Genomic DNA, 26,063 nt, shown 5'->3' with positions numbered 1-26,063 from the left:
CCAGCCGCCCGTCGGGTTTGAGGTTTCAGCGCAGTTTGGTCAGCCGCAGTTCGGCGATCTGGGCGGGGGGCAGGAAGGAGTCCGAGCGCGCTTCCTCCCAGTAGTTCTGGAAGACGACGTGTCGGCTGTTACCGTCTAGCAGCTCGTCCGGCTTCAGGAAGGTGAACAGCTTGTCGTAAGACTGGATCTCGTCGGCGGAGACGCGCCGGATGATATGCTCCGGGCCCAGTTCCGCGGGGTGCTGCAGCCCGGCCGCGGCCAGCATCTCGGCCAGCCCCTTGAGCGTGTTGCGGTGAAAGTTGTAGACCCGCTCGGATTTGTCGGCGACGTCCAGATGGCGGCTGCGTCTCGGGTCCTGGGTCGCCACGCCGCTGGGGCACTTGTCGGAGTGGCAGTTGAGCGCCTGGATACAGCCCAGCGAGAACATGAAGCCGCGCGCCGCGTTGCACCAGTCGGCACCCAGTGCCAGGGTCCGGGCGATATCGAACCCCGAGGTGATCTTGCCGGCGGCACCGACCTTTATCTCTTCGCGCAGGCCAGCGCCGACCAGGCTGTTGTGGACCAGCATCAGGGCTTCGGTCAGCGGTACGCCGAGACGATTGATGAACTCGAGCGGCGCCGCGCCGGTGCCACCCTCGCCGCCATCGACGACGATGAAATCGGGGCGCTGACCGGTCTCCCGCATCGCCTTGACCATCGCGAACCACTCCCAGGGATGGCCGATGGCGAGCTTGAAACCGACCGGTTTGCCGCCGGAGAGTTCGCGCAGCCGGCCGATGAACGCCATCAGTTCCAGCGGCGTCGAGAAGGCGCTGTGGCCGGCCGGCGAAACCACGTCCTCGCCCACGGGCACCTCGCGAGCCTCGGCGATCTCGGCGGTGACCTTGGCCGCCGGCAGGATGCCGCCGTGGCCTGGCTTGGCGCCCTGGGACAGCTTGATTTCGATCATCTTGACCTGCTCGTCGCACGCGTTGGCGGCGAACCGTTCCTCGTTGAAGCTGCCGTCGTCGTGGCGGCAACCGAAGTAGCCGGAACCGATCTCCCAGACCAGATCCCCGCCGTGAATCCGATGGTAGCGGGAGATGGAGCCCTCGCCGGTATCATGATAGAAACCGCCCTTGCGGGCACCGGCGTTGAGCGCTTCGATGGCGTTGCCGGAGAGCGAGCCGAAACTCATCGCCGAGACGTTGAATACACTGGCGGCATAGGGCCGCCTGCAGAGGCTGCCGCCGACCTGGACCCGGAAGTCGCAGTCCTCGATGTGGGTTGGGCGCAGCGAGTGGTTGATCCACTCGTGACCGGGGGCGTACATGTCGATCAGGGAGCCGAAAGGTTTCTTGTCGCTTTCGTTCTTGGCCCGCTGATAGACCACGGCGCGCTGTTCACGGGAGAACGGGCGCTCATCGAGATCGGACTGGATGAAATACTGCCGGATCTCGGGGCCGATCGATTCGAGGATATAGCGGCAGTGGGCCAGGATCGGATAGTTGCGGCTGATGGTGCGACGCTTCTGGCGAGTGTCGTGCAACCCGAGCCATGACAGCCCGCCGAAGATCGCGACGCCCCACCACCAGTGGGAGGATGAGGTGAGGCCGAGCAGGGAAACGGCCAGCAGGCATAGGCTGGCAATGAAGGCGGCGTTGCGTAGTGGCAGACGCGAAAGGCCAGTGGCTTGGCTCATGCGGACATCGGCTCCGGGCAGGTGAAGTAACGGCGACACTGGGCGTCGCCGCGGTCAAGAATAGCGCAACGCCCAGCGTTGCGGCCAACGCCACTCGACGCTATTTTGAGACACCGTTTCGGACGCTAGCACCCCTGAGTCGATGGGGCTGCTGTGACTCGTCGACCTTTCGAATTCCGATACGTCGGAGTTTTTCGCACTCAATGCAAGGAATGCCGCACTTGCGACATCATCGATCGTTCCTGCGTCTGCGACTGATCCTGCTGGTTCTTCACGGTTACGTCGGCTGGCGCCTGCTGCCGGGGCTGTCGGCGGACACCTGGGTCAGTATCATCGTGGCCGGCTACCTGCTCTGCAGCGCGCTGGCGATACCCCAGGTGATCAGGGTGACCTGGCTCAACGGACGTTGGCTGGCATGGCCTGTCGCCTTGATGACCGGCATCTTCTCGTTCCTGCTCCAGCTCACTCTCGCTCGTGACGTGCTGCTGGCGGGGTGGTGGCTTGTCGCTGCGCCGTCGAGCAGCGTGATCTCCCTCACTGCCTGGGTCGTGCTGGCGGCAACCCTGCTGCTGTCGGCTTACGCCGTCTGGCAGGCGCGGCGGGTCCCGCGCGTCGTCGAGGTGTCCGTTGCCGTGGCCGGGCTCCCCCCGGCGCTGGCCGGGTTCGTCATCCTGCAACTGAGCGATCTCCACGTCGGTCCGACGATCAAGCGAGGCCATCTCCGGCGTATCGTCGAGCGCTGCAATGCCCTGGCGCCGGACATGGTCGCGATCACCGGGGATCTGACCGATGGCCGTGTCACCGAGCTGGAGGGGGAGGTCGCGCCGCTGGCCGATCTGAGCTCCCGGTACGGCACCTTCTGCGTCACCGGCAATCACGAATATTACAGTGAAGCCGAAGCGTGGGTGGTGGCGCTTCGCCGCCTGGGCCTGCGAGTGCTGGTCAATGAATTCGAATGCCTTGAGCACGACGGGAGCGTGCTGGCGGTGGCCGGCATCACCGATCTGACGGGCGGCTATTACGTCGCGGCGCATCGTAGCGATCCTGTGGCCGCTGCGAAGGGGATCCCGGAGGGAGCCACCAGACTGCTGCTTGCCCACCAGCCGAACTCCGCGCCCGAGGCGGCGGAGGCTGGATTCGATCTCCAGCTCTCCGGGCACACCCATGGCGGCCAGATGTGGCCCTGGAGCTTGCTGGCGCGCCGGGCCAACCGGTTCCTGGCCGGGCTGGGGAAGCAGGGGCGGATGTGGGTCTACACCAGTCGGGGTACTGGCTACTGGGGGCCGCCGATGCGGTTTGGTGCGTCGTCGGAGATCACTCGGATTCGATTGACCTGCGGGCCGGAAGCGGGCTGAACCGCCTCGCATTCCGGTGACGGGCGGCTAGGCTGAATCCGACTACAACGGCAAAGGCCGGGGCCATGTTCGATTCGACGGCGCGCTGGATTCTCGATGTCGTCGTAGCGGTCTGCTTTCTGTTGCTGATCGGCTAAGCGGCGTACTCCTCTCGGCTGACGAAGGCCTATGCGGACTCTCATCTGGCCGGCCGCTCGGGCTTGCTGTTCCTAATGATCCTGACCATCGTCGGCACGGCGATCGGGGGAGCCGCGCTGCCGCCGGCGGGGACCGCCTGAGCGCCGCTCCCCGCCAGCTCAAGCCGCCTTTGCCTTGCGGTTGAACGTCTCCAGCAACTGGTCGACGCGCTGAAAGCGATCCTCCTCCTTCTCCATGTCGCCGTGGAAGCGCAGGGTATCGGCACCGTCGAGCTTGTACTCGGCGGGATGGCGCTGGATCATCTCGACCAGCGTCATAGGGTCGACCCGCGGATCCGGGCCGAAGATCACGCGTCCGCGCTCGGCCCCGGCTTCCAGCTTGGCGATCCCCAGGCGCTCCGCCCGCTGACGCAGCCCGGTCTGCCGGAACAGCGTCTTGAGCGGCGCCGGCAGCAGTCCGAAGCGGTCGATCATCTCCACCTGGAGTTCCTTGAGTGCCGCTTCGTCGGCCGCGCTGCTGATCCGTTTGTACATGATCAGACGCTGCTGAATGTCCGGCAGGTAGTCCTCGGGAATCAATGCCGGCAGGTTGAGGCTGATTTCGGTGCCGTCGTCTAGCGGCGCTTCGATGTTGGGCGTCTTGCCGGCCCGAATGGCCTTGACCGCGCGATCCAGCATCTGCATGTAGAGGCTGTAGCCGACGGTTTCCATCTGGCCGCTCTGCTCGTCGCCGAGCAGCTCGCCGGCGCCGCGGATCTCCATGTCGTGGCTGGCGAGGGTGAAGCCGGCCCCGAGGTCGTCGCTCTGAGTGATGGCCTCGAGCCGCTTGATCGCGTCCTTGGTCATCGCCTTGGGCGGTGGCGTCAGCAGGTAGGCGTAGGCCTGGTGGTGGCTTCGCCCGACGCGGCCGCGCAACTGGTGCAGCTGGGCCAGTCCGAACTTGTCGGCCCGCTCGATGATGATGGTGTTGGCGCTGGGTACGTCGATGCCGGTCTCGATGATGGTCGAGCAGACCAGCACGTTGAAGCGCTTGTGGTAGAAATCCGACATGACCCGCTCCAGCGCCCGCTCCGGGAGTTGGCCGTGGGCCACGCCGACCCGCGCCTCGGGTACCAGTTCACGAATCTTCTCGGCACTGGATTCGATCGTCTTGACTTCGTTGTGGAGGAAATAGACCTGGCCGCCGCGTAGCACTTCTCGCAGGATCGCTTCCTTGACCACCGGCTCGTTGCGCTGCTGCACGAAGGTCTTGACCGAGAGGCGTCGCGCTGGCGGCGTGGCGATGATCGACAGGTCCCGTATCCCGTTCATGGCCATGTTGAGCGTGCGCGGGATGGGCGTGGCCGTCAGGGTGAGAATGTCCACTTCGGCGCGCATCTGCTTGAGGCGCTCCTTCTGCGCGACCCCGAAACGGTGCTCCTCGTCGATGATCATCAGGCCCAGGTTGGAGAACTTGACCGACCGGGAGAGCAGTTTGTGGGTGCCGATGACGATATCGGCACGACCCCCGCCGATACGCTCCAGGGCGTCGCTTTCCCCCTTGCCGCCGGTGAAGCGCGAGAGCATCTCGATCTGTACCGCGGTATCGGCAAAGCGATCGCGGAAGTTGTCGTAGTGCTGCTGGGCGAGCAGGGTGGTCGGTACCAGTACCACCACCTGGCGGCCCGAATTGACGGCCAGGAAAGCGGCGCGCATGGCGACTTCGGTCTTGCCGAAGCCGACGTCGCCGCAGACGACGCGATCCATCGGGCGCGGGGCGGTCATGTCACCGATCACCGCCTCGATGGCGGCATGCTGGTCGGGCGTCTCCTCGAACGGGAAGCTGGCCGCGAACCGCAGGTATTCGTCGCCGGGCGCGTCGCTGGCGAATCCCTCTCTGGCTTCCCGCCGGGCGTAGATGTCGAGCAGCTCGGCGGCGGTGTCGCGAACCTTTTCTGCCGCCTTGCGCTTGGCCTTGTCCCAGCTGTCCGAGCCCAGCTTGTGCAACGGGGCGAGCTCGTCGCTGGCGCCGGCGTAGCGGGAGATCAACTGCAGATTGTCGACCGGCACGTAGAGCTTGGCACCGCCGGCGTACTCCAGGGCCAGGAATTCCGCCGCCTGGCCACCCGCGGTGAGCATCTCCAGCCCCTGGTAGCGGCCGACGCCATGGTGCTGATGGACCACCGGCGATCCCGGGCGCAGCTCGGAGAGATGGCGAACGGCCAGCTCGTTGTCGTCGGTGGCCTTGGCTCGGCGCCGGGTCTGACGCACGACTTCGCCGTAAAGCTCGGTCTCGGTGATGATCGCGATGGCGGGGTCGCCCAGCCACAGCCCCTCGCCCAATGCGCCTTCAGTGATCGCCAGGGGCTGGCTGGTACCGAGGAAATCTTGCCAGTTCTCGATGTGCGGAATGTCGCGGTGCAACGGGGCCAGGGCTTCGTCCAGCGCCTCGCGTCGGCCGCGGGACTCGGCGACGAACAGGACGCGCAGGTCGCGATGCGAGTCGAGGAAAGTTTCCAGCGTTGCCAGCGGGCGCTGGGTCCGGGCATTGATCGCGACCGCTGGCGGCGACTGGGTCGCGCTGGAGGCGACGTGAGGCGCTTCCGGGTCGGTCACGAACTCGAGTCGCGGGTGCTGCTTGATCGCCGCGAAGACTTCGGCGGCGGGCACGAAGGCTTTTGCCGGCGGCAGCAGTGGACGAGTGGGGTCGACGCCGAGGTTGTCGAAGCGACCCTCGATCGAGCGCCAATGGTGCTCGGCGGCGTCGAAGACGTCGGGTAGCAGCGCAACCCGGGTCTGGTCCGCGAGATGCTCGAAAAGGGTGGCCGTCTCCTCGAAGAACAGCGGCAGGTACTGTTCGAGTCCCGGCGAGGGAATGCCCTTGATCGCATCGACGTAGAGCGGGCATTGGCGCGGATCGACATCGAACAGCGTCTCGAAACCCTCGCGGAAACAGGCGATAGCCGAGCGCGACAGCGAGTATTCGTGCGCCGGCAGCAGATCGATACGCTCGATTTTGTCCTGGGTGCGTTGGGTGTCGGGGTCGAAGCGGCGCAGGGTATCGATTTCATCGTCGAACAGATCGATGCGCAGCGGCGCCTCGACGCCCATCGGGAACAGGTCGATCAGCGAGCCGCGCATGGCATATTCGCCAGGTTCGTAGACCGTCTCCACGGCCCGGTAGCCGGCACGGGAGAGGCGCTCGCGGAAGCTTTCCCGGTCGAGCCGCTCTCCGGTCGCCAACGTCAACACGCGGCCTGCCACGTAGTCGCGCGGCGGCAGCCGCTGCATCAGCGTATTGACCGAGACCAGCACGATCCCTTGCGTGCCCTCCTGGAGCTCGCGCAGCGTGCGCAGACGCGCGGAGACGATGTCCTGGTGCGGTGAGAAGCTGTCGTAGGGCAGCGTTTCCCAGTCGGGGAACGGCATGACCGGGACCGAGGCGTAGAAGCGCAGGTCGCTCTCGAGACGCTGCGCGCTGGCGGTGTCGGGGGTGACGACCAGCAGCGGCGCATCATCGGCGACCCGTGCCAGGGCGAGCGCGATCGCGCTTCCCTGGGGCAGTTGGCAATAGGTGGTTTCGCGCTTGCCGGTCGGCAGCGGCGGGGCGAGCGGTGTGAAGTGCGACATGGGCCTTTCGAGCGACGAATTTGCGTTGAGGGATGATAGCAGGCCGTGGCGTGGCCGGGGGCGCCAAGTCGTATTTCTTGTCTCTGGTGGGGGCGCTGACGGCTACGACCTTTGTAGTGAAACTACAACAGTTGCGACCACGCAATGATTGCGGCCTGTTTCGTAGGGTGAAGATAATAATGGGGTTTTTGAGTCGACTCGATATCGTCCAGCAAGGCTGGGCCCTGGCTCGAGCGACACCCACCATCCGATGGAACGACCGGCTCGACGAGCCTGTTCGACCGCCAATTCGACCAGAGAGAGACAAGCTTGTGAGTCAGGATCAGCTCGATACCGTCTTCCAGCAGTGGCAGGACAACGAAGCTCGCGCCGAGGAGATGATTCCCCTGCTGGGCAAGCTCTATCGCCAGTACAACGTGATTCCGTCGCTGTTCGGCCGCTCGCTGATCAATCGCTCCGTCACGCGAATTCTCAAGAACCATCGCTACGTCCGCAAGGTCGAGGGTACTGAACTGTCGGTCGCTGATACGCTGCCGATGGTGCGGGCGATGACCGAGCTCGAGCTGGGGCCGGCGCACATCGATATCGGCCGTCTCGGGGTGGCGTTCAAGAATGCCGGCGAGAGCGACGTCGTGGCGTTTCTCAAGCGCGAACTGGCCGATATCGTGGGCTGTCATGATAGCAGCGGCATGGGGGGAGAGCCCCAGGACGTGGTGCTCTACGGTTTCGGGCGGATCGGGCGCATTCTTGCCCGGATCATGATCGAGAAGGCGGGGGGCGGCAATCTGCTTCGCCTGCGCGCCATCGTCGTGCGCGGCAGCGGCGACGATCTCGAGAAACGGGCCAGCCTGCTGCGTCGCGACTCCGTGCACGGCCCCTTCTCCGGGTCGATCGATGTCGACTACGACAATCATGCGCTGATCGCCAATGGCCATTACATCCGTATCATCTACGCCGACTCTCCGGCCGAGATCGACTACACCGCCCACGGCATCGACAATGCCATCGTGGTCGACAATACCGGCAAGTGGCGTGACCGTGAGGGGCTGGCCCAGCACCTGGAGTCCCGGGGCGTCTCCAAGGTTCTGCTGACGGCGCCGGGCAAGGGCGATCTCAAGAACATTGTCCATGGCATCAACCACCAGACCATTGGCGACGACGATCGCATCGTCTCGGCGGCTTCCTGCACCACCAACGCCATCGTTCCGGTGCTGAAGGCGATCGACGACGAGTTCGGCATCGTCCACGGCCATGTCGAGACCGTTCACTCCTATACCAACGACCAGAACCTGATCGACAACTATCACAAGGGGGACCGCCGGGGTCGCAGCGCACCGCTCAACATGGTGCTGACGGAGACGGGCGCGGCCAAGGCGGTGGCCAAGGCGCTGCCGGCGCTCTCGGGCAAGTTGACCGGTAATGCGATCCGGGTGCCGACGCCCAATGTCTCGATGGCGATCCTGAACCTCTCCCTGGGCAAGGCGACCGACCGCGAGGCGCTCAACGAGTACCTGCGCCAGATGGCGCTGCACTCGCCGATGCACAAGCAGATCGATTATGTCGACTCGCCGGAAGTGGTGTCATCGGACTTCGTCGGCAACCGTCACGCCGGGGTGCTGGATGCCAAGGCCACCATCGCCAACGATCGACAGGCGGTGCTCTACGTCTGGTACGACAATGAATTCGGTTACAGCTGTCAGGTGGTGCGAATTCTTCAGTACATGTCGCGAGTCTGTCACCGTTACCTGCCTGCCACGCCCTGAGTCGCTGATTCGACTTTGGTCTAAGATATTGGCTTTCGCTGTCCAAAGTCCCGGTCCTGCCGGGACTTTTTCGTGGTGCGACGGCCGGGTCGGCATGCCGGCGAGTAGTCTTCCGAGGCCCGCATCATTATACTGGTGCCCGTTTTTTAGGTGCGGTCCCTAGGCAACGGTCCGCGGAAGCCACTTTCATTTCTGGTAAGCAAAGCATCGAATTCCGTGACGTCATCTTTCCCGCCTGCGACGCTGCCGGTGGATAATCAAGCTGCCTGACGTCAGTCGGCTCTTTCCTTACGAATATCAGATTCGACAACTGGGCGAGACTATGATCGAAGTCAAACGAGGCCTGGATCTCCCCGTCGCGGGGGCGCCGGAGCAGCGTCTCGACGAGGGGCGCGGCGTGCGTCACGTCGCGCTGCTCGGGTCCGACTATGTCGGCATGAAGCCGACCATGGAGGTCCGTGAGGGCGATCGCGTGAAGCGGGGCCAGGTGTTGTTCACCGACAAGAAGGTGCCGGGGGTGCGCTACACCGCGCCCGGTGCCGGCGAAGTGGTTGCCATCAATCGGGGTGAGAAGCGTCGCCTGTTGTCGGTCGTCATCAAGCTTGATGAAGAAGAACAGAGCGAAACGTTCACGGCGTATGGGGTGGACGGATTGGCGTCGCTCTCACGCCGGCAGGTGGTCGATCAACTGGTCGCGTCCGGCCTGTGGACAGCATTGCGCACGCGGCCGTTCTCCCGGGTCCCGGCGCTCGATGCGGTGCCGGCGGATATTTTCGTGACGGCCATCGACACCCATCCGCTGGCTGCAGATCCTCGGGTGATCATCGATGCCGACAGCGATGCCTTCCGCCAGGGGCTGGAGGTGATTCGGCATCTGACCCCCGGAAAGCTATTCGTGTGTCGCCGTGGCGATACCCCCTTGCCGGGAGATGATCTCGAAGGCGTCGACGCCCAAGGCTTCGGCGGGTTACATCCCGCCGGTCTGGTGGGGACGCATATTCATTATCTCTCGCCGGTGGGACTGCAACGCCAGGTGTGGCATCTCGACTACCAAGACGTGATCGCCATCGGCAAGCTGTTCGTCGAGGGCGACCTCGATCCGACCCGCGTGGTGGCCATCGGCGGCCCGCGGGCCAAGAATCCCCGCCTGGTCCGGACGCGGTTGGGCGCGAGCAGCGAGGAGTTGCTCGAGGGCGAGATCGAGCAGCCGGAGGGGACTCGGGTGATCTCGGGATCGATCTTCGGTGGCACGCAGTGCGAGGGAAGCCGTCAGTTCCTGGGACGTTTCCATCGCCAGTTCTCGCTGCTGGAAGAGGGCAACAAGCGCGCCTTCATGGGCTGGCTGTCGCCCGGCCGCAATCGCCATTCGGTGATGGGGATCTATGTCTCCCAGTTCCTGGGATTGCCCAACTATGCGCCCAATACCTCGACCAACGGCTCCGAGCGCGCCATGGTGCCGATCGGCGCCTATGAGAAAGTGATGCCGTTGGACATCATGCCGACCCAGTTGCTTCGCTCGCTGATCGTTGGCGACATCGAATCGGCCATGCAGCTCGGCTGCCTGGAACTGGACGAGGAAGACCTCTCGCTGTGCACCTATGTGTGCCCCGGCAAGTACGAGTATGGTCCCATCCTGCGCGACAACCTGACCATGATCGAGAAAGAGGCCTGACGATGGGGATTCGCAACACGCTCGACAAGCTGGAGCCTCATTTCGAGAAGGGCGGCAAGTACGAGAAGTTCTACGCCCTCTACGAGGCGGTCGATACCATTTTCTACTCGCCGCCCAGCGTCACCAAGAGCATGACGCACGTGCGCGACGGCATCGACCTCAAGCGCATCATGATCACGGTCTGGGCCTGTACTTTCCCGGCCATGTTCTTTGGCATGTACAACGCCGGCTATCAGGCCAACCTGGCGATTGCCGATGGTTTCAGCGCGATCGATGGCTGGCGCGAGACGCTGACCATGGCGCTGGCGGGTAGCCACGATCCGGCGAGCGTCTGGGCCAACTTCGTCCTGGGTGCCACCTACTTCCTTCCCATCTATCTGGTCACGTTCGTGGTGGGCGGTTTCTGGGAAGTGCTGTTCGCGGTCAAGCGTGGCCACGAGGTCAACGAGGGCTTCTTCGTCACCTCCGTGCTGTTCGCGCTGACGCTGCCGGCGACCATCCCGCTGTGGCAGGTGGCGCTCGGTATCACCTTCGGCGTGGTGATCGGCAAAGAGATCTTCGGCGGTACCGGCAAGAACTTCCTCAACCCGGCACTGACCGGACGCGCCTTTCTCTACTTCGCCTATCCGGCCCAGATCTCCGGCGACAGCGTCTGGGTCCCGGCTGACGGTTATACCGGCGCCACGGCGCTCTCCAACGCGTCGCTCAACGGCATGGAAGGCCTGCATCAGCAGTACAGCTGGTGGGATGCCTTCTTCGGCTTCATCCAGGGGTCGGTGGGAGAAACCTCGACCCTGGCGATCCTGATCGGTGCGGCGGTGCTGCTGCTGACGCGTATCGCTTCCTGGCGCATCATGGCCGGTGTCATGCTCGGCATGATCCTGACCTCCACGCTGTTCAACTTCGTCGGCTCCGACAGCAATCCGATGTTCGCGATGCCGTGGTACTGGCACTTGGTGCTGGGTGGGTTCGCCTTCGGCATGGTGTTCATGGCCACCGATCCGGTGTCGGCGTCCATGACCGATCGCGGCAAGCTAATCTTCGGTGCGCTGATCGGGGTAATGACGGTGCTGATTCGCGTGGTCAACCCGGCATTCCCCGAGGGCATCATGCTGGCGATCCTGTTCGCCAACCTGTTCGCGCCCCTCATCGACCACTACTTCGTGCAGGCTAACATCCGGCGACGCCAGAAACGGCTCGCGAGCCTGGCGCCGGCGCCCACGACCACCGAGAAGGAGGCTGTCTGATGGCGAGCAACAACTCGATCAAGAAGACGCTGATCGTCGCATTCTCACTTTGCGTCGTCTGCTCGGTGGTCGTCTCTTCCGCAGCCGTGGTTCTCAAGCCGAAGCAGGTTCAGAACCAGGAGCTGGATCGTAAGAGCAACATCCTCCAGGTGACCCAGCTCTACAAGCCGGGCGACGATGTCGAGGAGAAGTACGCCGAGCTGATCACCCCGCGGGTGGTCGATCTCAAGACCGGCGAATACTCCGACGACCTGGATCCGGACAGCTACGACCAGTTCGATGCCGCCAAGGATCCGGCGACCTCTCGCACGCTGTCGGGCGAGGACGATATCGCCGGCATCGGGCGTCAGGAGAACTACTCCACGGTCTATCTGGTTGGCGATCCCGACGATCCGGAGCAGATCGTCATGCCGATCCGAGGTCAGGGGCTGTGGGGCCTGATGGAAGGTTTCTTGTCCGTGCGTGGCGACGGCAATACCATCGTGGGGCTATCCTACTACGATCAGTCGGAGACGCCGGGCCTCGGTGGCGAGGTCGACAACCCGCGCTGGAAGGCCAAGTGGGACGGCAAGAAGATCTACGAGGGCGATGATTTCCAGGATCCTCAGATTCAACTCGTGAAAGGCGGTGCCAGCGGCGAATACGAAGTCGATGCGCTGTCGGGAGCCTCGCTCACCAGCCGGGGCGTCACCAACATGTTGCGGTTCTGGCTGAGTGACGAGGGCTACGCCCCGTACCTCGCCCGATTCCACGACGATTCCCAAGGAGGTGCGTGAAGATGGCTACCGACTCCGTGAAAGACGTCGTCCTGTCACCGGTGTTCAAGAACAACCCGATTGCCTTGCAGGTACTCGGGATCTGTTCGGCGCTGGCGGTGACCAACTCCATGAGCGTCTCGCTGGTCATGGGCCTGGCGGTGATTGTCGTCACGGCCTTCTCCAGCATGTTCGTATCGTTGATCCGCAATCACATCCCATCGTCGATCCGCATCATCGTGCAGATGACGATCATCGCGTCGCTGGTGATCGTGGTCGACCAGGTGCTGCGCGCCTATGCCTACGACATGTCCAAGCAGCTGTCGGTGTTCGTCGGCCTGATCATCACCAACTGTATCGTCATGGGGCGTGCCGAAGCCTATGCCATGCAGAACGGACCGGTGATGAGCTTCCTCGACGGCGTCGGCAACGGCCTGGGGTATGCGGTGATCCTGCTGATCGTCGGTTTCGTGCGTGAACTGCTGGGCTCCGGCAGCGTGTTCGGCCTGACGATCCTGCCGACGGTCCAGAGCGGCGGCTGGTACGTGCCCAACGGCCTGATGCTGCTGCCGCCATCCGCGTTCTTCGTCATCGGGCTGATGATCTGGGTGCTGCGCTGGTTCAACCCGGAGCAGATCGAGAAGACCGAATACCGCATCGTTGCCAACAGCAAGGCCAAGATCAAGGAGACCGCCAATGTTTGAGCACTATCTCAGCCTGTTCGTGAAGGCGGTCTTCGTCGAGAACATGGCGCTGGCCTTCTTCCTCGGCATGTGTACCTTCCTGGCCGTGTCCAAGAAGATCTCCTCGGCCATCGGCCTGGGCATCGCCGTGATCGTGGTCCTGACGATCACCGTGCCGGTCAACAACCTGATCCTGAACTACCTGCTCAAGGCGGGTGCGCTGAGCTGGACCGGCCTGGAAGGGGCCGAGAACATCGACCTTAGCTTCCTGGGACTGTTGAGCTACATCGGCGTCATCGCCGCCATCGTCCAGATCCTGGAGATGTTCCTCGACAAGTTCGTGCCGGCGCTATACAACGCCCTGGGCGTGTTCCTGCCGCTGATCACGGTCAACTGCGCCATCATGGGGGCGTCGCTGTTCATGGTGCAGCGCGACTATACCTTCGGCGAGTCGGTGATCTACGGCGCTGGCGCCGGCGCTGGCTGGGCGCTGGCCATCATGGCGCTGGCGGGTATCCGCGAGAAGCTCAAGTACAGCGATGTACCGGGCAGCCTGCAGGGTCTCGGCATCACCTTCATCACGGCAGGGTTGATGTCGCTGGGCTTCATGTCCTTCTCCGGCATTCAGCTCTGACACCAACATGACCGGGTGGCGTCGTGACAGCGGCGCCGCCGCAAACAGGAATATAGGAATCCGACATGGTTGATACATCCATCATCGTGCTCGGCGTCGTCATGTTCACCGTGATCGTGCTGGGATTGGTGGCCATCATTCTGGCGGCGCGCAGCCGGCTGGTGAGCAGCGGCGACGTGGCGATCGAGATCAATGGCGACCCTGACAACACCGTGACCACCCAGGCTGGGGGGAAGCTGCTGCAGACGCTCGCCGCCAACGGGATCTTTCTCTCCTCGGCGTGCGGCGGCGGCGGCTCCTGCGCCCAGTGCAAGTGCCAGGTGAGTGACGGCGGCGGCTCGATCCTGCCGACCGAAGAGTCTCACTTCACGCTGCGCGAGAAGAAGGAAGGCTGGCGTCTCTCCTGTCAGGTGCCGGTCAAGCAGGACATGAAGATCCGCGTCCCCGACGAGGTGTTCGGGGTCAAGAAGTGGGAATGCGAGGTGACGCAGAACCCCAACGTCGCGACCTTCATCAAGGAGCTCAACCTCAAGTTGCCGGAGGGCGAGGAAGTCGCATTCCGGGCCGGCGGCTACGTGCAGCTGGTGGCACCGCCCTACGACATCAAGTTCTCGGACTTCGATATCGAGGAAGAGTACCGCGGGGACTGGGAGAAATTCGGCCTGTTCGACATCTCGCACAAGAGCGACGAGGAGGTGATTCGCGCCTACTCGATGGCGAACTACCCGGAAGAGAAGGGGCTTCTCAAGTTCAACATCCGCATTGCCACGCCGCCGCCCAAGTCGAGCCATCCGCCGGGGCTGATGTCGACCTACGTCTTCGCCATGAAGCCGGGCGACAAGGTGACCGTGATGGGGCCGTTCGGCGAATTCTTCGCCAAGGATACCGACGCCGAGATGGTCTTCATCGGCGGCGGTGCGGGCATGGCGCCGATGCGAAGCCATATCTTCGACCAGCTCAAGCGACTGAAGTCTTCGCGCAAGATGTCGTTCTGGTACGGTGCGCGCTCCTGGCGGGAGACGTTCTACAACGAAGAGTACGACCAACTGGCCGAAGAGTTCGACAACTTCGAGTGGCATTTGGCGCTCTCCGACCCTCAGCCGGAAGACAACTGGGAAGGGCCAACCGGGTTCATTCACAACGTGCTCTACGAGAACTATCTCAAGGACCACCCGGCACCGGAGGATTGCGAGTACTACATGTGCGGTCCGCCGATGATGAATGCCTCGGTGATCAAGATGCTGACCGATCTCGGCGTCGAGCCGGAGAACATCATGCTGGATGACTTCGGCGGATGATCGGATCGCAACGGCGCCGAGCGACAGGGCCGATCCTTCTGGGATTGGCCCTGTTGCTATTCGCACTACTGGCCGGGTGCGAGCGTGATCCCCAGTCCTATCGGCTGGAGGGGCCGATCTTCGGTACCGGGTTCCATGTCACCTTCTACGGCGATTACGACGACGACCAGCTCGCCGACATCGAGCGTGCGGTCAAGACGGCGCTGGATCGGGTCGACCACCTGATGTCGACCTACAAGCCGGACTCCGAGCTTTCCAGGTTCAATCAGGCGCCGGTCGGAGAGCTGTTCCAGCTCTCGCCGCAGACCGCGGAAGTGATCCGCGAGGCCATTCGGATAGGTGACATGTCCGATGGGGCCTTCGATGTCACGGTCGGGGCGGCGGTGAACCTGTGGGGGTTCGGGCCGGACAAGCATCCGGATCGCGTGCCCGGTGACGACGCCATCGCCAAGGCGCTGCAAGAGGTCGACTACCAGGCGCTGAAGCTCGATGGCGACACCCTGACCAAGACCAAGCCGGTCTATGTCGATCTGTCGGGCATTGCCAAGGGGTATGGGGTCGATGCCGTGGCGCGGGCGCTGGATGCCCTGGATGTGCAGCGCTACCTGGTCGAGGTGGGTGGGGAGATCCGCACGCGAGGCAGCAAGCCCGGCGACGAGCCGTGGCGGATCGCGGTGGAAAAACCGATCTCGAACGAGCGTAGCGTGCAGCGTATCATAGAGCTGGATGATTCGGCCGTGGCGACATCGGGCGACTACCGTAACTATTTCGAAAGCGATGGCAAGCGATACTCCCACACCATCGACCCGCGCACCGGCCGGCCCATCCAGCATCATCTGGTCTCGGTGACGGTGGTCACGTCCGACTGCATGACGGCCGATGCGCTGGCCACGGCGATCGACGTGATGGGGCCGGACGCGGGCTATGCCATGGCCGAACGGGAAAACTTGGCGGTCTATCTCGTTGTCAAAACCCCGGATGGCTTTGAAACTCGGGCTTCGACTGCGTTTCAGCGCTACCTGAAAGACTCGGATTAGGAGGATCAGTCATGACGATCTGGATTCTGGCCTTTGCCATCATGCTGCTACTGGTCGGCGGCATGGCGATCGGCGTCATCCTCGGACGCAAGCCTCTCGCGGGCTCCTGCGGTGGTCTCAATACGCTGGGGCTGAAGAACGGGTGCGAAATCTGCGGCGGCAACGATGACGTCTGCGAGGAGGAGAGCCGCAAGAACCTGGCTGGAGCACGTCGGCGCAGCGACGAGAATCGCGGCGCGGACCTGGGTTACAACGCGGTCAAGCGTTAGCAGCATGCTGGGAAACGGCGTCGCCACGAGCCAATCGAATCGTAAGCCATCGGGTAAGGAGTAGGCGAAGCACATGGCAGTTCACAATTACGACCTCGTGGTCATCGGCTCGGGGCCCGCGGGAGAGAGCGCGGCAATCAACGCGGCGAAGCATGGCAAGCGTGTTGCCATCGTCGAGCGGCAGTCCTCGGTCGGTGGCAACTGCACGCACTGGGGAACCATCCCCTCCAAGGCGCTGCGGCACCAGGTCAAGCAGATCATGCAGTTCAACACCAACCGCATGTTTCGCGATATTGGCGAGCCCCGCTGGTTCTCGTTCCCGAAGGTCCTGGAGCGCTCCCGGGTGACGATCGACCAGCAGGTCGAACTCCGCACCAAGTTCTATTCCCGCAACCGCATCGATCTGTTCTTCGGCGTGGCCCGCTTCCGCGATGAACACACTGTGGTGGTCCGGGACAATCACGAAGGAGCGGAAGAGCTCAGTGCACCGCAGTTCGTGATCGCCACCGGGTCGCGCCCCTACCGGCCGGCGGACGTCAACTTCCGTCACCCACGGATCTACTGCTCAGACACCATCCTCGGTCTGTCGCATACGCCGCGCACGCTGATCATCTACGGTGCCGGCGTGATCGGGTCCGAGTACGCCTCCATCTTCTCCGGCCTGGGCGTCAAGGTCGACCTGATCGACACCCGTGAGCGGCTGTTGTCGTTCCTCGACGACGAGATTAGTGATGCGCTCTCCTATGAGCTGCGCAATTACGGCGTGCTGATTCGCCACAACGAGGAGTACCAGAGCGTCGAGGGCGACGAGGCGGGGGTGGTAGTCAACCTCAAATCGGGGAAACGCCTGCGCGCCGATGCCTTCCTGTGGGCCAACGGGCGCACCGGCAATACTGACGAACTGGGGCTGGAAAACATCGGGCTGGAAGCCAACGGCCGCGGCCAGTTGCAGGTGGACGACCACTATCGCACGGCGATCCCGCACATCTCTGCGGTGGGGGACGTGATCGGCTGGCCGAGCCTGGCGAGCGCGGCCTATGACCAGGGTCGCAGTGCCAGCGACGAGTTCCTCGGCGAGGATTTTCGCTTCGTCGACGATATTCCTACCGGAATCTACACGATTCCCGAGATCAGTTCGGTGGGCAAGACCGAGCGGGAGCTGACCGAAGCCAAGGTGCCCTACGAAGTGGCTCAGGCATTCTTCAAGGATACCGCCCGCGCGCAGATCACCGGCGACACCGCCGGCATGCTCAAGATCCTGTTCCACCGCGAGACGCTGGAGATACTGGGGATCCACTGTTTTGGCGACCAGGCGTCGGAGATCGTCCATATCGGCCAGGCGATCATGCAGCAGAAGGGCGAGGCGAACACGCTTCGCTACTTCATCAATACCACTTTCAACTATCCCACCATGGCCGAGGCTTATCGCATCGCGGCCCAGAATGGACTGAACCGACTGTTTTGAACCCCGCCAGCCAGCGCGTCCGGCCCTCGGGCGCGCCTAGACTGACGCAGGCGAGTCGAATCACGGCGTCTCTGCCGTTTGCTGACGTTCGATAGCGATCTGCAGAGCCGGATTGCGATAGCGGTAGACACGCAGGCTCTTCAAAAACACATCATCCTCCAACCGCTGATCGGATCGGCGGGCGCGGGTTCGCGTCTTCGGCGGATGTGCCGGCGGGTCGTTGAGATGCGGGAGCTTCAGCGCGGGGTCGGGAATGAACAGCGGCAGCGGCAGGTTCATGGCTCGACGCATGCGCCCATCCTCCAGCGCCTCGCGGAAGAACAGGTTGGCTCGCATCACCGGCGCCTGCTGCTGGATCTGTGCCAGGGGTTCGTCGCTGGGGATGTCGGCGAGCTTGCGCAGTTGAATTTGAATGTGCTGTGCCGCCAGGTCCATCTGATTCAATCGGGCTTCCGCATCGGCAACGCTGAGACGCTTGATCGAGCGGCCGCTGGTGTACCACGCAAGCCGGATGCGCGAGAGCGGCGCGTCGGCGACCGGTAGCTGGCGCCAGCACTGCTTGAGATGCAGGCGGGCCAGCCCCTGGCCCCGCAGGTGGTCATGCAGCACCGGATGCCGGAAGGGCAGGACGGCCTTGATCTCGGGGATCAGTCTCGGCGCCGAGTGACGGATACGTTTCAGTGTCGCGGCAAATCCTGCCTTGGCGTGATTGACCGCTTCGACCGCTTCCATGATCACCGGTCCGGCGACGATCACACCGATGTAGTTGCGCGTTTCACGACCATCCTGTCCATCCTGATACCAGAAATCGGTCAAGGCATGACGGAGCCAGCTGGCGTCGACGACCGAATCGCCGAGTGCCCAGGCGGGAGTAGGATCGCCAGCGTAGGCCGTTGCCAGATGCTCGACTGCATCGATCAGGTGGTCGAAGTCGGATTCCAGCTCGGCCAGCAAGCGATACTGCAGTTCCATTGACGGGTCCCAAGGGGTGGCTTTTGGTTTATACCGTTATCCTAGCTGCTGTTACAAGCGTCGGGAAGCGGTGAATCGATGTCAGTAGCGAATGTGGGCGAAAAGCGCTGCCGCCGTTTCCGGCGGCAACCACACGACGAGTCCGGGTCAGCGATCGCGGTAGCGGCGGGTCAGGTCGGCGTAGGCGTCAACGCGACGGTCGCGCAGGTAGGGCCAGATCCGGCGAACGTCCTCGCTGCGCGACAGATCGACATCGACCAGCAGGTTTTCGCTCGCTTCGCCGGCGCGGGCCAGAAATTCGCCCTGAGGACCACAGACGAAACTGCCACCCCAGAAGTCGATGCCTTCGCCAACCTGCGATAGATCGGCTTCATGGCCGACGCGGTTGGCGACGAGGACCGGCAGGCCGTTGGCGACGCCATGAGAGCGCTGGATCAAGGTCCACGCCTCTTTCTGGCGCTGCTTCTCCGCGGCGTCGTCCGAGGGCGTCCAGCCGATCGCCGTGGGGTAGAGCAGCAGGTCGGCGCCCGCCAGGGCCATGAGACGGGCGGCTTCCGGATACCACTGATCCCAGCAAACCAGTACGCCGAGGCGGCCCACGGAGGTGTCGATCGGCTCGAACCCCTGGCTCGCGTCCTCGTCGCCCGGGGTGAAGTAGAACTTCTCGTAGAAGCCGGGATCGTCGGGAATGTGCATCTTGCGGTAGTGTCCGACGCGGCCTCGGGCGCGATCCAGCACGATCGCCGTGTTGTGATAGAGGCCGGCGGCGCGGCGCTCGAAGATCGAGCCGACGATGACGATGTCCAGCTCTCTAGCCAGCTCGGCCAATTTCTGCCCGGTCGGTCCGTCCAGCGGCTCGGCGAGATCGAAGAGCGCGGTGTCCTCGGACTGGCAGAAGTAGTGGGTCGCGTGCAGCTCCTGCAGCAGGATCAGTTCGGCGCCCTGGGCGGCGAGTTCGCGGATGCCGGCTTCGCTCGCATCGAGGCTGCGCTGTTTTTCCGGCCAGGCCTGCTGCTGCACCAGACCGATCTTGAGTGTCTTGGACATTGTCTCTCCTTAACCTGGGAAGAGTGCGGGGTTCAGCGAACCTCGCGGCAGCTGCATGGTTAGGCAGTGGAGACTGCCATGCTGGCGAATGACGGCACGGCAGTCGATCGGTATCACGTCGCGACCGGGGAAGGCCTCGTCGAGCACCTTGAGCGCGCGGTAATCGGCAGCGTCACCGTAGGTTGGCACCAGCACCGCGCCGTTGATGATCAGAAAATTGGCATAAGTCGCCGGCAGGCGATGCCCGTCTTCCGGGTCGAAACATGGCTTGGGCCACGGCAGCGGCAGCAGACGATAGGGCGAGCCATCTTCGCGCCGCAGGGCCTTGAGTTCCTCTTCCATGGCCATCAGCGCTTCATGGTGCACATCGTCGGGGTCATCGCAGCGTACGTAGGCGATCGTTGCGGGATCGCAGAAACGCGCCAGCGTATCGACATGGCTGTCGGTATCGTCGCCCTCGAGATGGCCGTGCTCGAGCCACAGCACGCGAGAAACGCCGAGCTGCTCCGCAAGCTGGTTTTCGATCGCGTCGCGATCCAGGCCCGGATTGCGATTGGGGTTGAGCAGGCAGGCGCTAGTCGTCAGCAGGGTGCCTTCGCCATCGGTATCGATGGCGCCGCCCTCGAGGATCAGCGCTTGCGATACCACGGCGGCCGCGAACAGTTGCTGATCGGCCAGCGCCCGGGTCAGCGCATCGTCGCGTTCGGCTGGAAACTTGCCGCCCCAGCCGGTGAAGACGTAGTCGAGCAGCTCGATGGTGCCGTCGCGTTCGATGGCGATCGGGCCGTGATCTCGTGCCCAGGTGTCATCGCTGGGCGCCACCGCGAGATGGTAACGGGCGGCATCGACCCCTAGCGAGGCGAATCGGGCGCCCAGGCGAGCCCGCTGGCGATCGTCGTGGACGACGATCAGCACCGGCTGGTAGCGCGTGATCGCGACCACCATCGCCTCCAGCGTCGCCTCGATATGCTCGAGCAGCGGCGCCCAGTCGCTGGTCGGCGTCGGCCAGGTCAGTTGGATCGCGTCTTGCGGGTGCCATTCGGGGAACAGACGCAGGGTCATGGTGTCTCCATTGCGCATAAGGGCCGGTGTGCGTCAGAGCCGATGTCGAGGACGCGGCATTGTAGAGCTTGAGCGTGGCGCTGCAAGAGGTCGACCAACTCCTGTCGGGGGGCTTTCGACATCGCCGCCGTTCCACGGTATCCGCCGCCCAATCGCCGACGGAGTGACAGTCTAGCGTGGGGGATGTGGCTGGCAAGCGACAAATCGCTTGGCAGACGAGCGTTTGCCGCAACCGTCAAAACCCGTAACATGAGCCGCTGCTGACAAGGAACCCTACCTGATGCTTGATCGCTTACCCTTTCTGGTGGGCCTGAGATATGTTCGGGCCAAACGACGTAACCACTTCATCTCCTTCATTTCACTCACCTCCATGCTCGGGCTGGCGCTCGGGGTCGCGGTTCTGATCCTGGTGCTGTCGGTCATGAACGGCTTCGATCATGAGCTCCGCACTCGCGTGCTGGGCATGGTGCCGCATACCCGCATCGAGCAGCAGGGCGGCATGCAGGACTGGAAGGCGTTGGCCGAGAAGGTCGACCAGCACAAGGACGTGATCGCCTCCGCGCCCTACGTGCAGCAGCAGGGTATGTTCTCGGCCAGTGGCCGCACCCAGGGGGCGATGGTCACCGGGGTGCAGCCGGAATATGAGCGCAAGGTCTCGATCATCGGCCAGCACATGCAGGCTGGTTCGCTCGACGACCTGTCACCCGGCAGCTGGCACGTGGTGCTTGGCTCGCTGTTGGCGCGCAATCTCGGCGTCGGCGTGGGAGACCGGGTCACGCTGCTGGTGCCCGAGGCATCGATCACGCCTGGTGGTGTCTTCCCACGGCTCAAACGCTTCACGGTCAGCGGCATCTTCAAGGTGGGGGCCGACCTGGACGCCAATCTGGCCTATGCCAATATCGAGGACATGCAGACACTGGCTCGGCTTGGCGACAAGGTCGATGGGCTGCGTCTGGAGCTCGACGACCTGTTCAAGGCGGGCCCGGTAACGCGGGACATCGTCTCGAACCTGGGCGCAGGCTATCGCGGCCTCGACTGGACCTACACCCACGGCAACCTGTTCCAGGCGATCCAGATGGAAAAACACATGATCGGCCTGCTGCTGATGGTGATCGTCGCGGTGGCGGCATTCAACATCGTCTCGACGCTGGTCATGGTGGTTACCGACAAGCACGCGGACATTGCGATCCTGCGCACCATCGGCGCCAAGCCGAAATCGATCATGGGCATCTTCGTGGTGCAGGGCCTGGCGATCGGGATCATCGGTATCGTGATCGGCGTCATCGCGGGCGTCATTCTGGCGTTGACGGTGTCCGATATCATTGCCTGGTTCCAGGCCGCCACCGGTATTCAGTTCCTTGACCCCAATGTCTATTTCATCAGCTATCTGCCATCGCGGCTCGAAATGAGCGATCTCGTCGTGATCGTCTCCAGCGCCTTCGGCCTGACCTTCCTGTCGACGCTCTATCCGGCCTGGCGAGCGGCGCGAATCCAGCCAGCGGAGGTGCTGCGCTATGAGTGAACTCGACTCCCGGTCACCCGCAAGCGGAGACAACATCATGCTCGACTGCCGCCAGCTCACGCGGATCTACAGCGAGGGGCCGCAGGACCTCACCGTTCTGGACCATCTGGATCTGCAGGTGCGGGCCGGCGAACGGGTGGCCGTCGTCGGCAGTTCGGGCTCCGGCAAGACCACGCTGCTCAATCTCCTTGGCGGCCTGGATCGGCCGAGCGGGGGCGAGGTCATCATCGGTGGCCAGTCGCTGGCGGGGCTGGGCGAGGCGGCACTGGGCAGCTTCCGCAATCGCTATATCGGCTTCGTCTACCAGTTCCATCACCTGCTGGCGGAGTTCACCGCCGCGGAAAACGTCGCGCTGCCGCTGATCATTCGCGGCCAGACGCGCAAAGTCGCGGTCGACAAGGCGCAGAAACTGCTGGATCGGGTCGGGATGGCGCCGCGAGGCGCGCACAAGCCGGGCGAACTGTCGGGCGGTGAACGCCAGCGCGTGGCCATCGCCAGGGCGCTGGTCACCGATCCCAGCCTGGTGCTGATGGACGAGCCCACCGGCAACCTGGATCAGGATACGGCGGCCAATATCCTCGCCATGATGGATGAACTGGCGGCGACCACCGATTGCGCGTTCGTGGTGGTCACGCACGACATGTCGCTGGCGGCGCACCAGGATCGCACGATGCGCCTGGACCGAGGCCAATTGAGCGCTGTCTGATCCCGTCGGCTAAAGCCGAAGCCGTCCTGGACGATCAATAGTCCAGGGCGGCTTTTTTTTGGCCTCCGCGCGCTCGCGGGGCATGGTACCGAGGGATTCGGCGCGTCGGCGCTCACTTCCGCTGCCGGCGCTGCCGCCGTCTGGCGCGTTTGCGCCAGCTACGGTAGATCTGGAACCGCCAGATCAACCGCACCAGAACGTTGCCGGCGGTGGCCAGCACCAGTCCGACGATGACCGAGCCGACCGCCAGCGGCAGGATGATGTGAGCCATCTGCTCGGCGATCCACATGGTGGTGATGTGATCCGGGACCTGGCGCGCGGGATAGTTCATGACCCAGGCGCCGACCCGATAGTTGAAGTAGAACACCACCGGCATGGTCAGGGGATTGGTTAGCCAGACCAGACTGACGGAAAGCGGCAGGTTGGCGCGCAGGCAGTAGGCACCGAACGCCGCCAGCAGCATCTGGCCGGGGATGGGCAGCATCGCCGCGAACAGGCCGACCATGCAGGCGTTGGCGACACTACGGCGAGAGAGTACCCACATCGCCGGATCGCCCAGCATGTGGTGCATGAATCGCAGCGAACGAGTGCGCTGCAGCCTCTCCTGGCTGGGAATGTAGCGTTGTAACCATCGACGAGACATGAGGCCGCTCGCTGGACGAAGAAGGCCCATTATCCATACAACCCCAAGGGCCCGCCATGTTAACTCCTCCATCGAGAAGCCTTGGCCTTGCCGGCCGTTGAAGCGAAAAGACGGGCCTGGGCATGGGGCCGTCGTACCGGCTGGGCCATGCCATTGGCGCTGGCCGCGATCGCTGGCGCGCTAGTCGGTCAGCGCATTGGCGGCGCGGAAGCCTCGCTCTGGGGCGTCCCGTTGGCCATCGCTGGCTTCGGCCTGGCGTTGGCGCTCCGGAGGCGGTCGCTGTGGGGAGGCCTGGCAATGCTGGGTTTCCTGGCTTGTGCTCATGATGTCGGGCAGCAGCGCCACGGCATTCTGCCTCCCTCCTTGGCGGGGCACGAGTTCGTGCTGACTGGTCGCATCCTGTCCCTGGACGCCGATCAGCGCCGTTCCCGCTTCCTGTTCGATGTCGATGGCTGCCGTCCGGCCGAGCCGGATGACGCCTGTCCCGCGGCCACGCGGGTCAGGTTGTCCTGGTACGGCGCCCCTGAGTTGCGATCGGGGGAGCGCTGGTCGTTCAATACTCGCCTGCGCGAGCCGCTAGGGTTCTCCAACCCGGATACCTTCGATTACGGCGCCTGGCTCTGGCGGGAGGGGATTCAGGCGCTCGGTTACGTTCGCGACGAGTCGCCACTACGCCTCGACGGGGCCGCTTTCTCCCTGCGCCGGCTGGCGCTTGGCCAGTTGGAGGAGATGGCGCTGTCACCCCGAGGCAAGCACTGGCTGGCGGCATTGACGCTCGGTGCGGGAGACCGGCTCGACGATGACGACTGGCGGCTTCTCAATGCCACCGGCACGACGCATCTGATGGTGATCTCGGGGTTGCATGTCGGCCTCGTCGCGACGCTTGTGTTATGGATTCTCCGGGGACTGTCGCGCTGGTTCCAGCCACTTTCCTGGCGAATGACGGTCTGGCCGTGGGTCGGGGCGGGAGCAGCGGCGTTCGCCTATGCTGGCCTGGCCGGCTTCGAGCCTCCCGCCACCCGGGCCGCGATCATGACCGCGGTCGGGCTCTGGGCAGCCAGCGGACGTCACGCTCCCGGCTGGTGGCAGGCCTGGTGGCTGGCCCTGGCGCTGACCGTGATCAGTGATCCTCTCGCGCCCTGGCGGCCGGGCCTATGGCTCTCTTTTCTGGCCGTTGCCGTGTTGATCATGGCGTGGTCGGGACGCCCCCGTCCCTCCGGTTGGAGAGATTGGGGGATTGCGTTGCTGCGCAGCCAGTGGTTGCTGGCGCCGTTCATGGCGGCAGCCGTGCTTCTCGCCTTCGGACGCCTGTCGCCAGTGGCGCCGCTGGTCAATCTGTTCGCCGTGCCGCTGGTGGGTAGCGTGATGGTGCCGCTCGGGTTCGTGGGCTGGCTTTTCAGCGGCTGGCAGGCGTTGGCGAGCGGTGTCTGGTGGCCCTTCGATCAACTGGCGACAATGCTGGCCGCCGTTCTCGCCGGCGCCGCCGACAGCTGGCCGTCGTGGATCCCCGCCTCCTGGTGGCGCTGGCCGATCGCCTTGGCCTTGATGCTGTGGGGGTTGCTGTGGCTGCTGCCCGGTGTAGAGCGGTCGACGCGGGCGTGGGCTTGCCCATCGCTGCTGATATTCGTCACGCTGCTGCGGGCGCCTGGCCTGGAACGGAACCAACTGGTCGTCACCGTCTATGATGTTGGCCAGGGGCAACTGGTCGAGCTGAAGACGCAGGAGCGGCGCGTACTGGTCGATACCGGCCCCCGGTTCGGTTCGGGGTTCATGCCGGCCTCCCTACTGTGGCCGCCGGGCCAGCGGTTCGACGATGTCGTCGTCACCCACAGCGATACCGATCACTCGGGGGGGATCGCCGCGCTGCGCCGAGAGCATCGGGTGGAGCACTGGTGGGCGCCTCGCGGCAACGATCTGGGGTTGCCGTCGCGTCACTGCGAGGCTGGTGGCGGCTGGCGGGATGGGGAGGCGTCATGGCATTTTCTCTCGCCCCCGGCCGGCGATATCGCCGCCAACGCCAACGACCGCTCCTGCGTCCTGTTGGTGACGCTGGGCGTGCGCCGGGTGCTGATCACCGGTGACGCGGGGGCGGGACGGGAGCGTGAGTTCGTCAATGCGCTCGAAAGTGGGCCGCTGGGGCGTCGCCGCCTGGATGTGCTGGTGGCAGGCCATCATGGCAGCGCCACCAGCTCGTCACCGACCCTGGTCGCGGCGACGCGCCCGCGCGAGGTGATCTTCAGCAGCGGACGCGGCAATCCGTTCGGCCACCCGGCGCCGGCGGTCGTGCAACGCTTCGTCGATGCCGGGAGCCGGGTCTGGAACACGGCTTATGATGGCGCGGTACGTGTCGTGTTGACGCGATCAGGCCTCGAGGTCTCCACCCAGCGCCATCCGGGATGGTCGCGGCGGTCGGCTGTCGACGTCGGGGATGTTGGGGTAGAATCCAGCCCCTGATGGTCGCCCCGGGGCGCACGACGGCGGAGCAGGACTGCATCGACGCTCGTCC

At 64.1% G+C, this 26,063-nt stretch carries 20 protein-coding genes; 14 read left to right on the top strand and 6 right to left on the bottom strand.

The features are described 5' to 3' along the window. Window positions 1-25: 25 nt before the first annotated feature. Window positions 26-1,681 (bottom strand): FMN-binding glutamate synthase family protein, encoded by a 1,656-nt coding sequence (locus DOM54_RS12195; protein ID WP_110716553.1) that lies wholly within the window; start codon window positions 1,679-1,681, stop codon window positions 26-28. A 221-nt stretch (window positions 1,682-1,902) separates the two neighbouring features. Between DOM54_RS12195 and DOM54_RS12190 the strand changes: the two genes are divergently transcribed. Further along, window positions 1,903-3,036: a metallophosphoesterase gene (locus DOM54_RS12190; protein WP_206019079.1), complete on the top strand. Its 1,134-nt coding sequence runs from the start codon at window positions 1,903-1,905 to the stop codon at window positions 3,034-3,036. 296 nt (window positions 3,037-3,332) lie between these two features. On the opposite strand, the gene mfd is transcribed toward DOM54_RS12190, so the two are convergent. Next, entirely contained in the window at window positions 3,333-6,782 is a 3,450-nt protein-coding gene (mfd, locus tag DOM54_RS12185) for a transcription-repair coupling factor (RefSeq protein WP_110716551.1), read from the bottom strand. A gap of 311 nt (window positions 6,783-7,093) precedes the next feature. Between mfd and DOM54_RS12180 the strand changes: the two genes are divergently transcribed. The 10 genes from DOM54_RS12180 to sthA all read left to right on the top strand — a co-directional run bounded on the left by DOM54_RS12180 (window position 7,094) and on the right by sthA (window position 17,605). Further along, the gene (locus DOM54_RS12180; RefSeq protein ID WP_110716550.1) at window positions 7,094-8,545 is read left to right on the top strand and encodes a glyceraldehyde-3-phosphate dehydrogenase; all 1,452 of its coding nucleotides are present in this window, start codon (window positions 7,094-7,096) and stop codon (window positions 8,543-8,545) included. Between the two features lie 322 nt (window positions 8,546-8,867). Then, complete coding sequence (locus DOM54_RS12175) at window positions 8,868-10,217, top strand: Na(+)-translocating NADH-quinone reductase subunit A (RefSeq protein WP_110716549.1); 1,350 nt, start codon at window positions 8,868-8,870, stop codon at window positions 10,215-10,217. Window positions 10,218-10,219: 2 nt separating this feature from the next. After that, complete coding sequence (locus DOM54_RS12170) at window positions 10,220-11,464, top strand: NADH:ubiquinone reductase (Na(+)-transporting) subunit B (protein WP_110716548.1); 1,245 nt, start codon at window positions 10,220-10,222, stop codon at window positions 11,462-11,464. Beyond that, window positions 11,461-12,240 (top strand): Na(+)-translocating NADH-quinone reductase subunit C, encoded by a 780-nt coding sequence (locus tag DOM54_RS12165; protein ID WP_110716547.1) that lies wholly within the window; start codon window positions 11,461-11,463, stop codon window positions 12,238-12,240. Before DOM54_RS12170 ends, DOM54_RS12165 begins: the two co-directional genes overlap by 4 nt. 2 nt (window positions 12,241-12,242) lie before the next feature. Continuing rightward, on the top strand, window positions 12,243-12,923 hold the full coding sequence (locus tag DOM54_RS12160; protein WP_110600160.1) for an NADH:ubiquinone reductase (Na(+)-transporting) subunit D: 681 nt from the start codon (window positions 12,243-12,245) through the stop codon (window positions 12,921-12,923). Continuing rightward, window positions 12,916-13,536, top strand: coding sequence for an NADH:ubiquinone reductase (Na(+)-transporting) subunit E (gene nqrE, locus DOM54_RS12155; RefSeq protein ID WP_110600158.1), 621 nt, complete (start codon window positions 12,916-12,918; stop codon window positions 13,534-13,536). Before DOM54_RS12160 ends, nqrE begins: the two co-directional genes overlap by 8 nt. 65 nt (window positions 13,537-13,601) lie before the next feature. After that, a complete protein-coding gene (gene nqrF / locus DOM54_RS12150; protein ID WP_110716546.1) occupies window positions 13,602-14,834 on the top strand; it encodes an NADH:ubiquinone reductase (Na(+)-transporting) subunit F in 1,233 nt (410 codons plus the stop codon). A gap of 53 nt (window positions 14,835-14,887) precedes the next feature. Next, window positions 14,888-15,871, top strand: coding sequence for an FAD:protein FMN transferase (locus tag DOM54_RS12145; protein WP_240613878.1), 984 nt, complete (start codon window positions 14,888-14,890; stop codon window positions 15,869-15,871). A gap of 11 nt (window positions 15,872-15,882) precedes the next feature. Next, window positions 15,883-16,140 (top strand): (Na+)-NQR maturation NqrM, encoded by a 258-nt coding sequence (nqrM, locus tag DOM54_RS12140; RefSeq protein WP_110716544.1) that lies wholly within the window; start codon window positions 15,883-15,885, stop codon window positions 16,138-16,140. 73 nt (window positions 16,141-16,213) lie between these two features. Next, a complete protein-coding gene (gene sthA, locus DOM54_RS12135; protein ID WP_110716543.1) occupies window positions 16,214-17,605 on the top strand; it encodes a Si-specific NAD(P)(+) transhydrogenase in 1,392 nt (463 codons plus the stop codon). Between the two features lie 60 nt (window positions 17,606-17,665). On the opposite strand, the gene DOM54_RS12130 is transcribed toward sthA, so the two are convergent. The 3 genes from DOM54_RS12130 to DOM54_RS12120 all read right to left on the bottom strand — a co-directional run bounded on the left by DOM54_RS12130 (window position 17,666) and on the right by DOM54_RS12120 (window position 20,686). Beyond that, window positions 17,666-18,577: a DNA replication terminus site-binding protein gene (locus DOM54_RS12130; RefSeq protein ID WP_110716542.1), complete on the bottom strand. Its 912-nt coding sequence runs from the start codon at window positions 18,575-18,577 to the stop codon at window positions 17,666-17,668. Window positions 18,578-18,724: 147 nt separating this feature from the next. Continuing rightward, window positions 18,725-19,624 (bottom strand): carbon-nitrogen hydrolase, encoded by a 900-nt coding sequence (locus DOM54_RS12125; RefSeq protein WP_110716541.1) that lies wholly within the window; start codon window positions 19,622-19,624, stop codon window positions 18,725-18,727. A gap of 9 nt (window positions 19,625-19,633) precedes the next feature. Next, window positions 19,634-20,686 (bottom strand): agmatine deiminase family protein, encoded by a 1,053-nt coding sequence (locus tag DOM54_RS12120; protein ID WP_110716540.1) that lies wholly within the window; start codon window positions 20,684-20,686, stop codon window positions 19,634-19,636. A gap of 280 nt (window positions 20,687-20,966) precedes the next feature. Between DOM54_RS12120 and DOM54_RS12115 the strand changes: the two genes are divergently transcribed. Continuing rightward, window positions 20,967-22,208 (top strand): lipoprotein-releasing ABC transporter permease subunit, encoded by a 1,242-nt coding sequence (locus DOM54_RS12115; RefSeq protein ID WP_110600142.1) that lies wholly within the window; start codon window positions 20,967-20,969, stop codon window positions 22,206-22,208. After that, window positions 22,201-22,914 carry an ABC transporter ATP-binding protein gene (locus DOM54_RS12110; RefSeq protein WP_110716539.1) on the top strand — a complete coding sequence of 238 codons (714 nt, stop codon included), beginning with the start codon at window positions 22,201-22,203 and terminating at the stop codon, window positions 22,912-22,914. Before DOM54_RS12115 ends, DOM54_RS12110 begins: the two co-directional genes overlap by 8 nt. Before the next feature lie 112 nt (window positions 22,915-23,026). Here DOM54_RS12110 and DOM54_RS12105 read toward each other — a convergent pair whose 3' ends face one another. Next, window positions 23,027-23,557 carry a DUF2062 domain-containing protein gene (locus DOM54_RS12105; RefSeq protein ID WP_110716538.1) on the bottom strand — a complete coding sequence of 177 codons (531 nt, stop codon included), beginning with the start codon at window positions 23,555-23,557 and terminating at the stop codon, window positions 23,027-23,029. 147 nt (window positions 23,558-23,704) lie between these two features. On the opposite strand from DOM54_RS12105, the gene DOM54_RS12100 reads away from it, so the two are divergent. After that, window positions 23,705-26,011 (top strand): DNA internalization-related competence protein ComEC/Rec2, encoded by a 2,307-nt coding sequence (locus DOM54_RS12100; protein ID WP_110716686.1) that lies wholly within the window; start codon window positions 23,705-23,707, stop codon window positions 26,009-26,011. The last annotated feature ends 52 nt before the right edge of the window (window positions 26,012-26,063 follow it).

The sequence above is a fragment of the Salinicola acroporae genome, assembly GCF_003206615.1.
GTDB classification, from domain to species: domain Bacteria; phylum Pseudomonadota; class Gammaproteobacteria; order Pseudomonadales; family Halomonadaceae; genus Salinicola; species Salinicola acroporae.
Note: the sequence above shows the minus strand (reverse complement) of the source record. Positions and strands in the feature narration are given on the sequence as shown.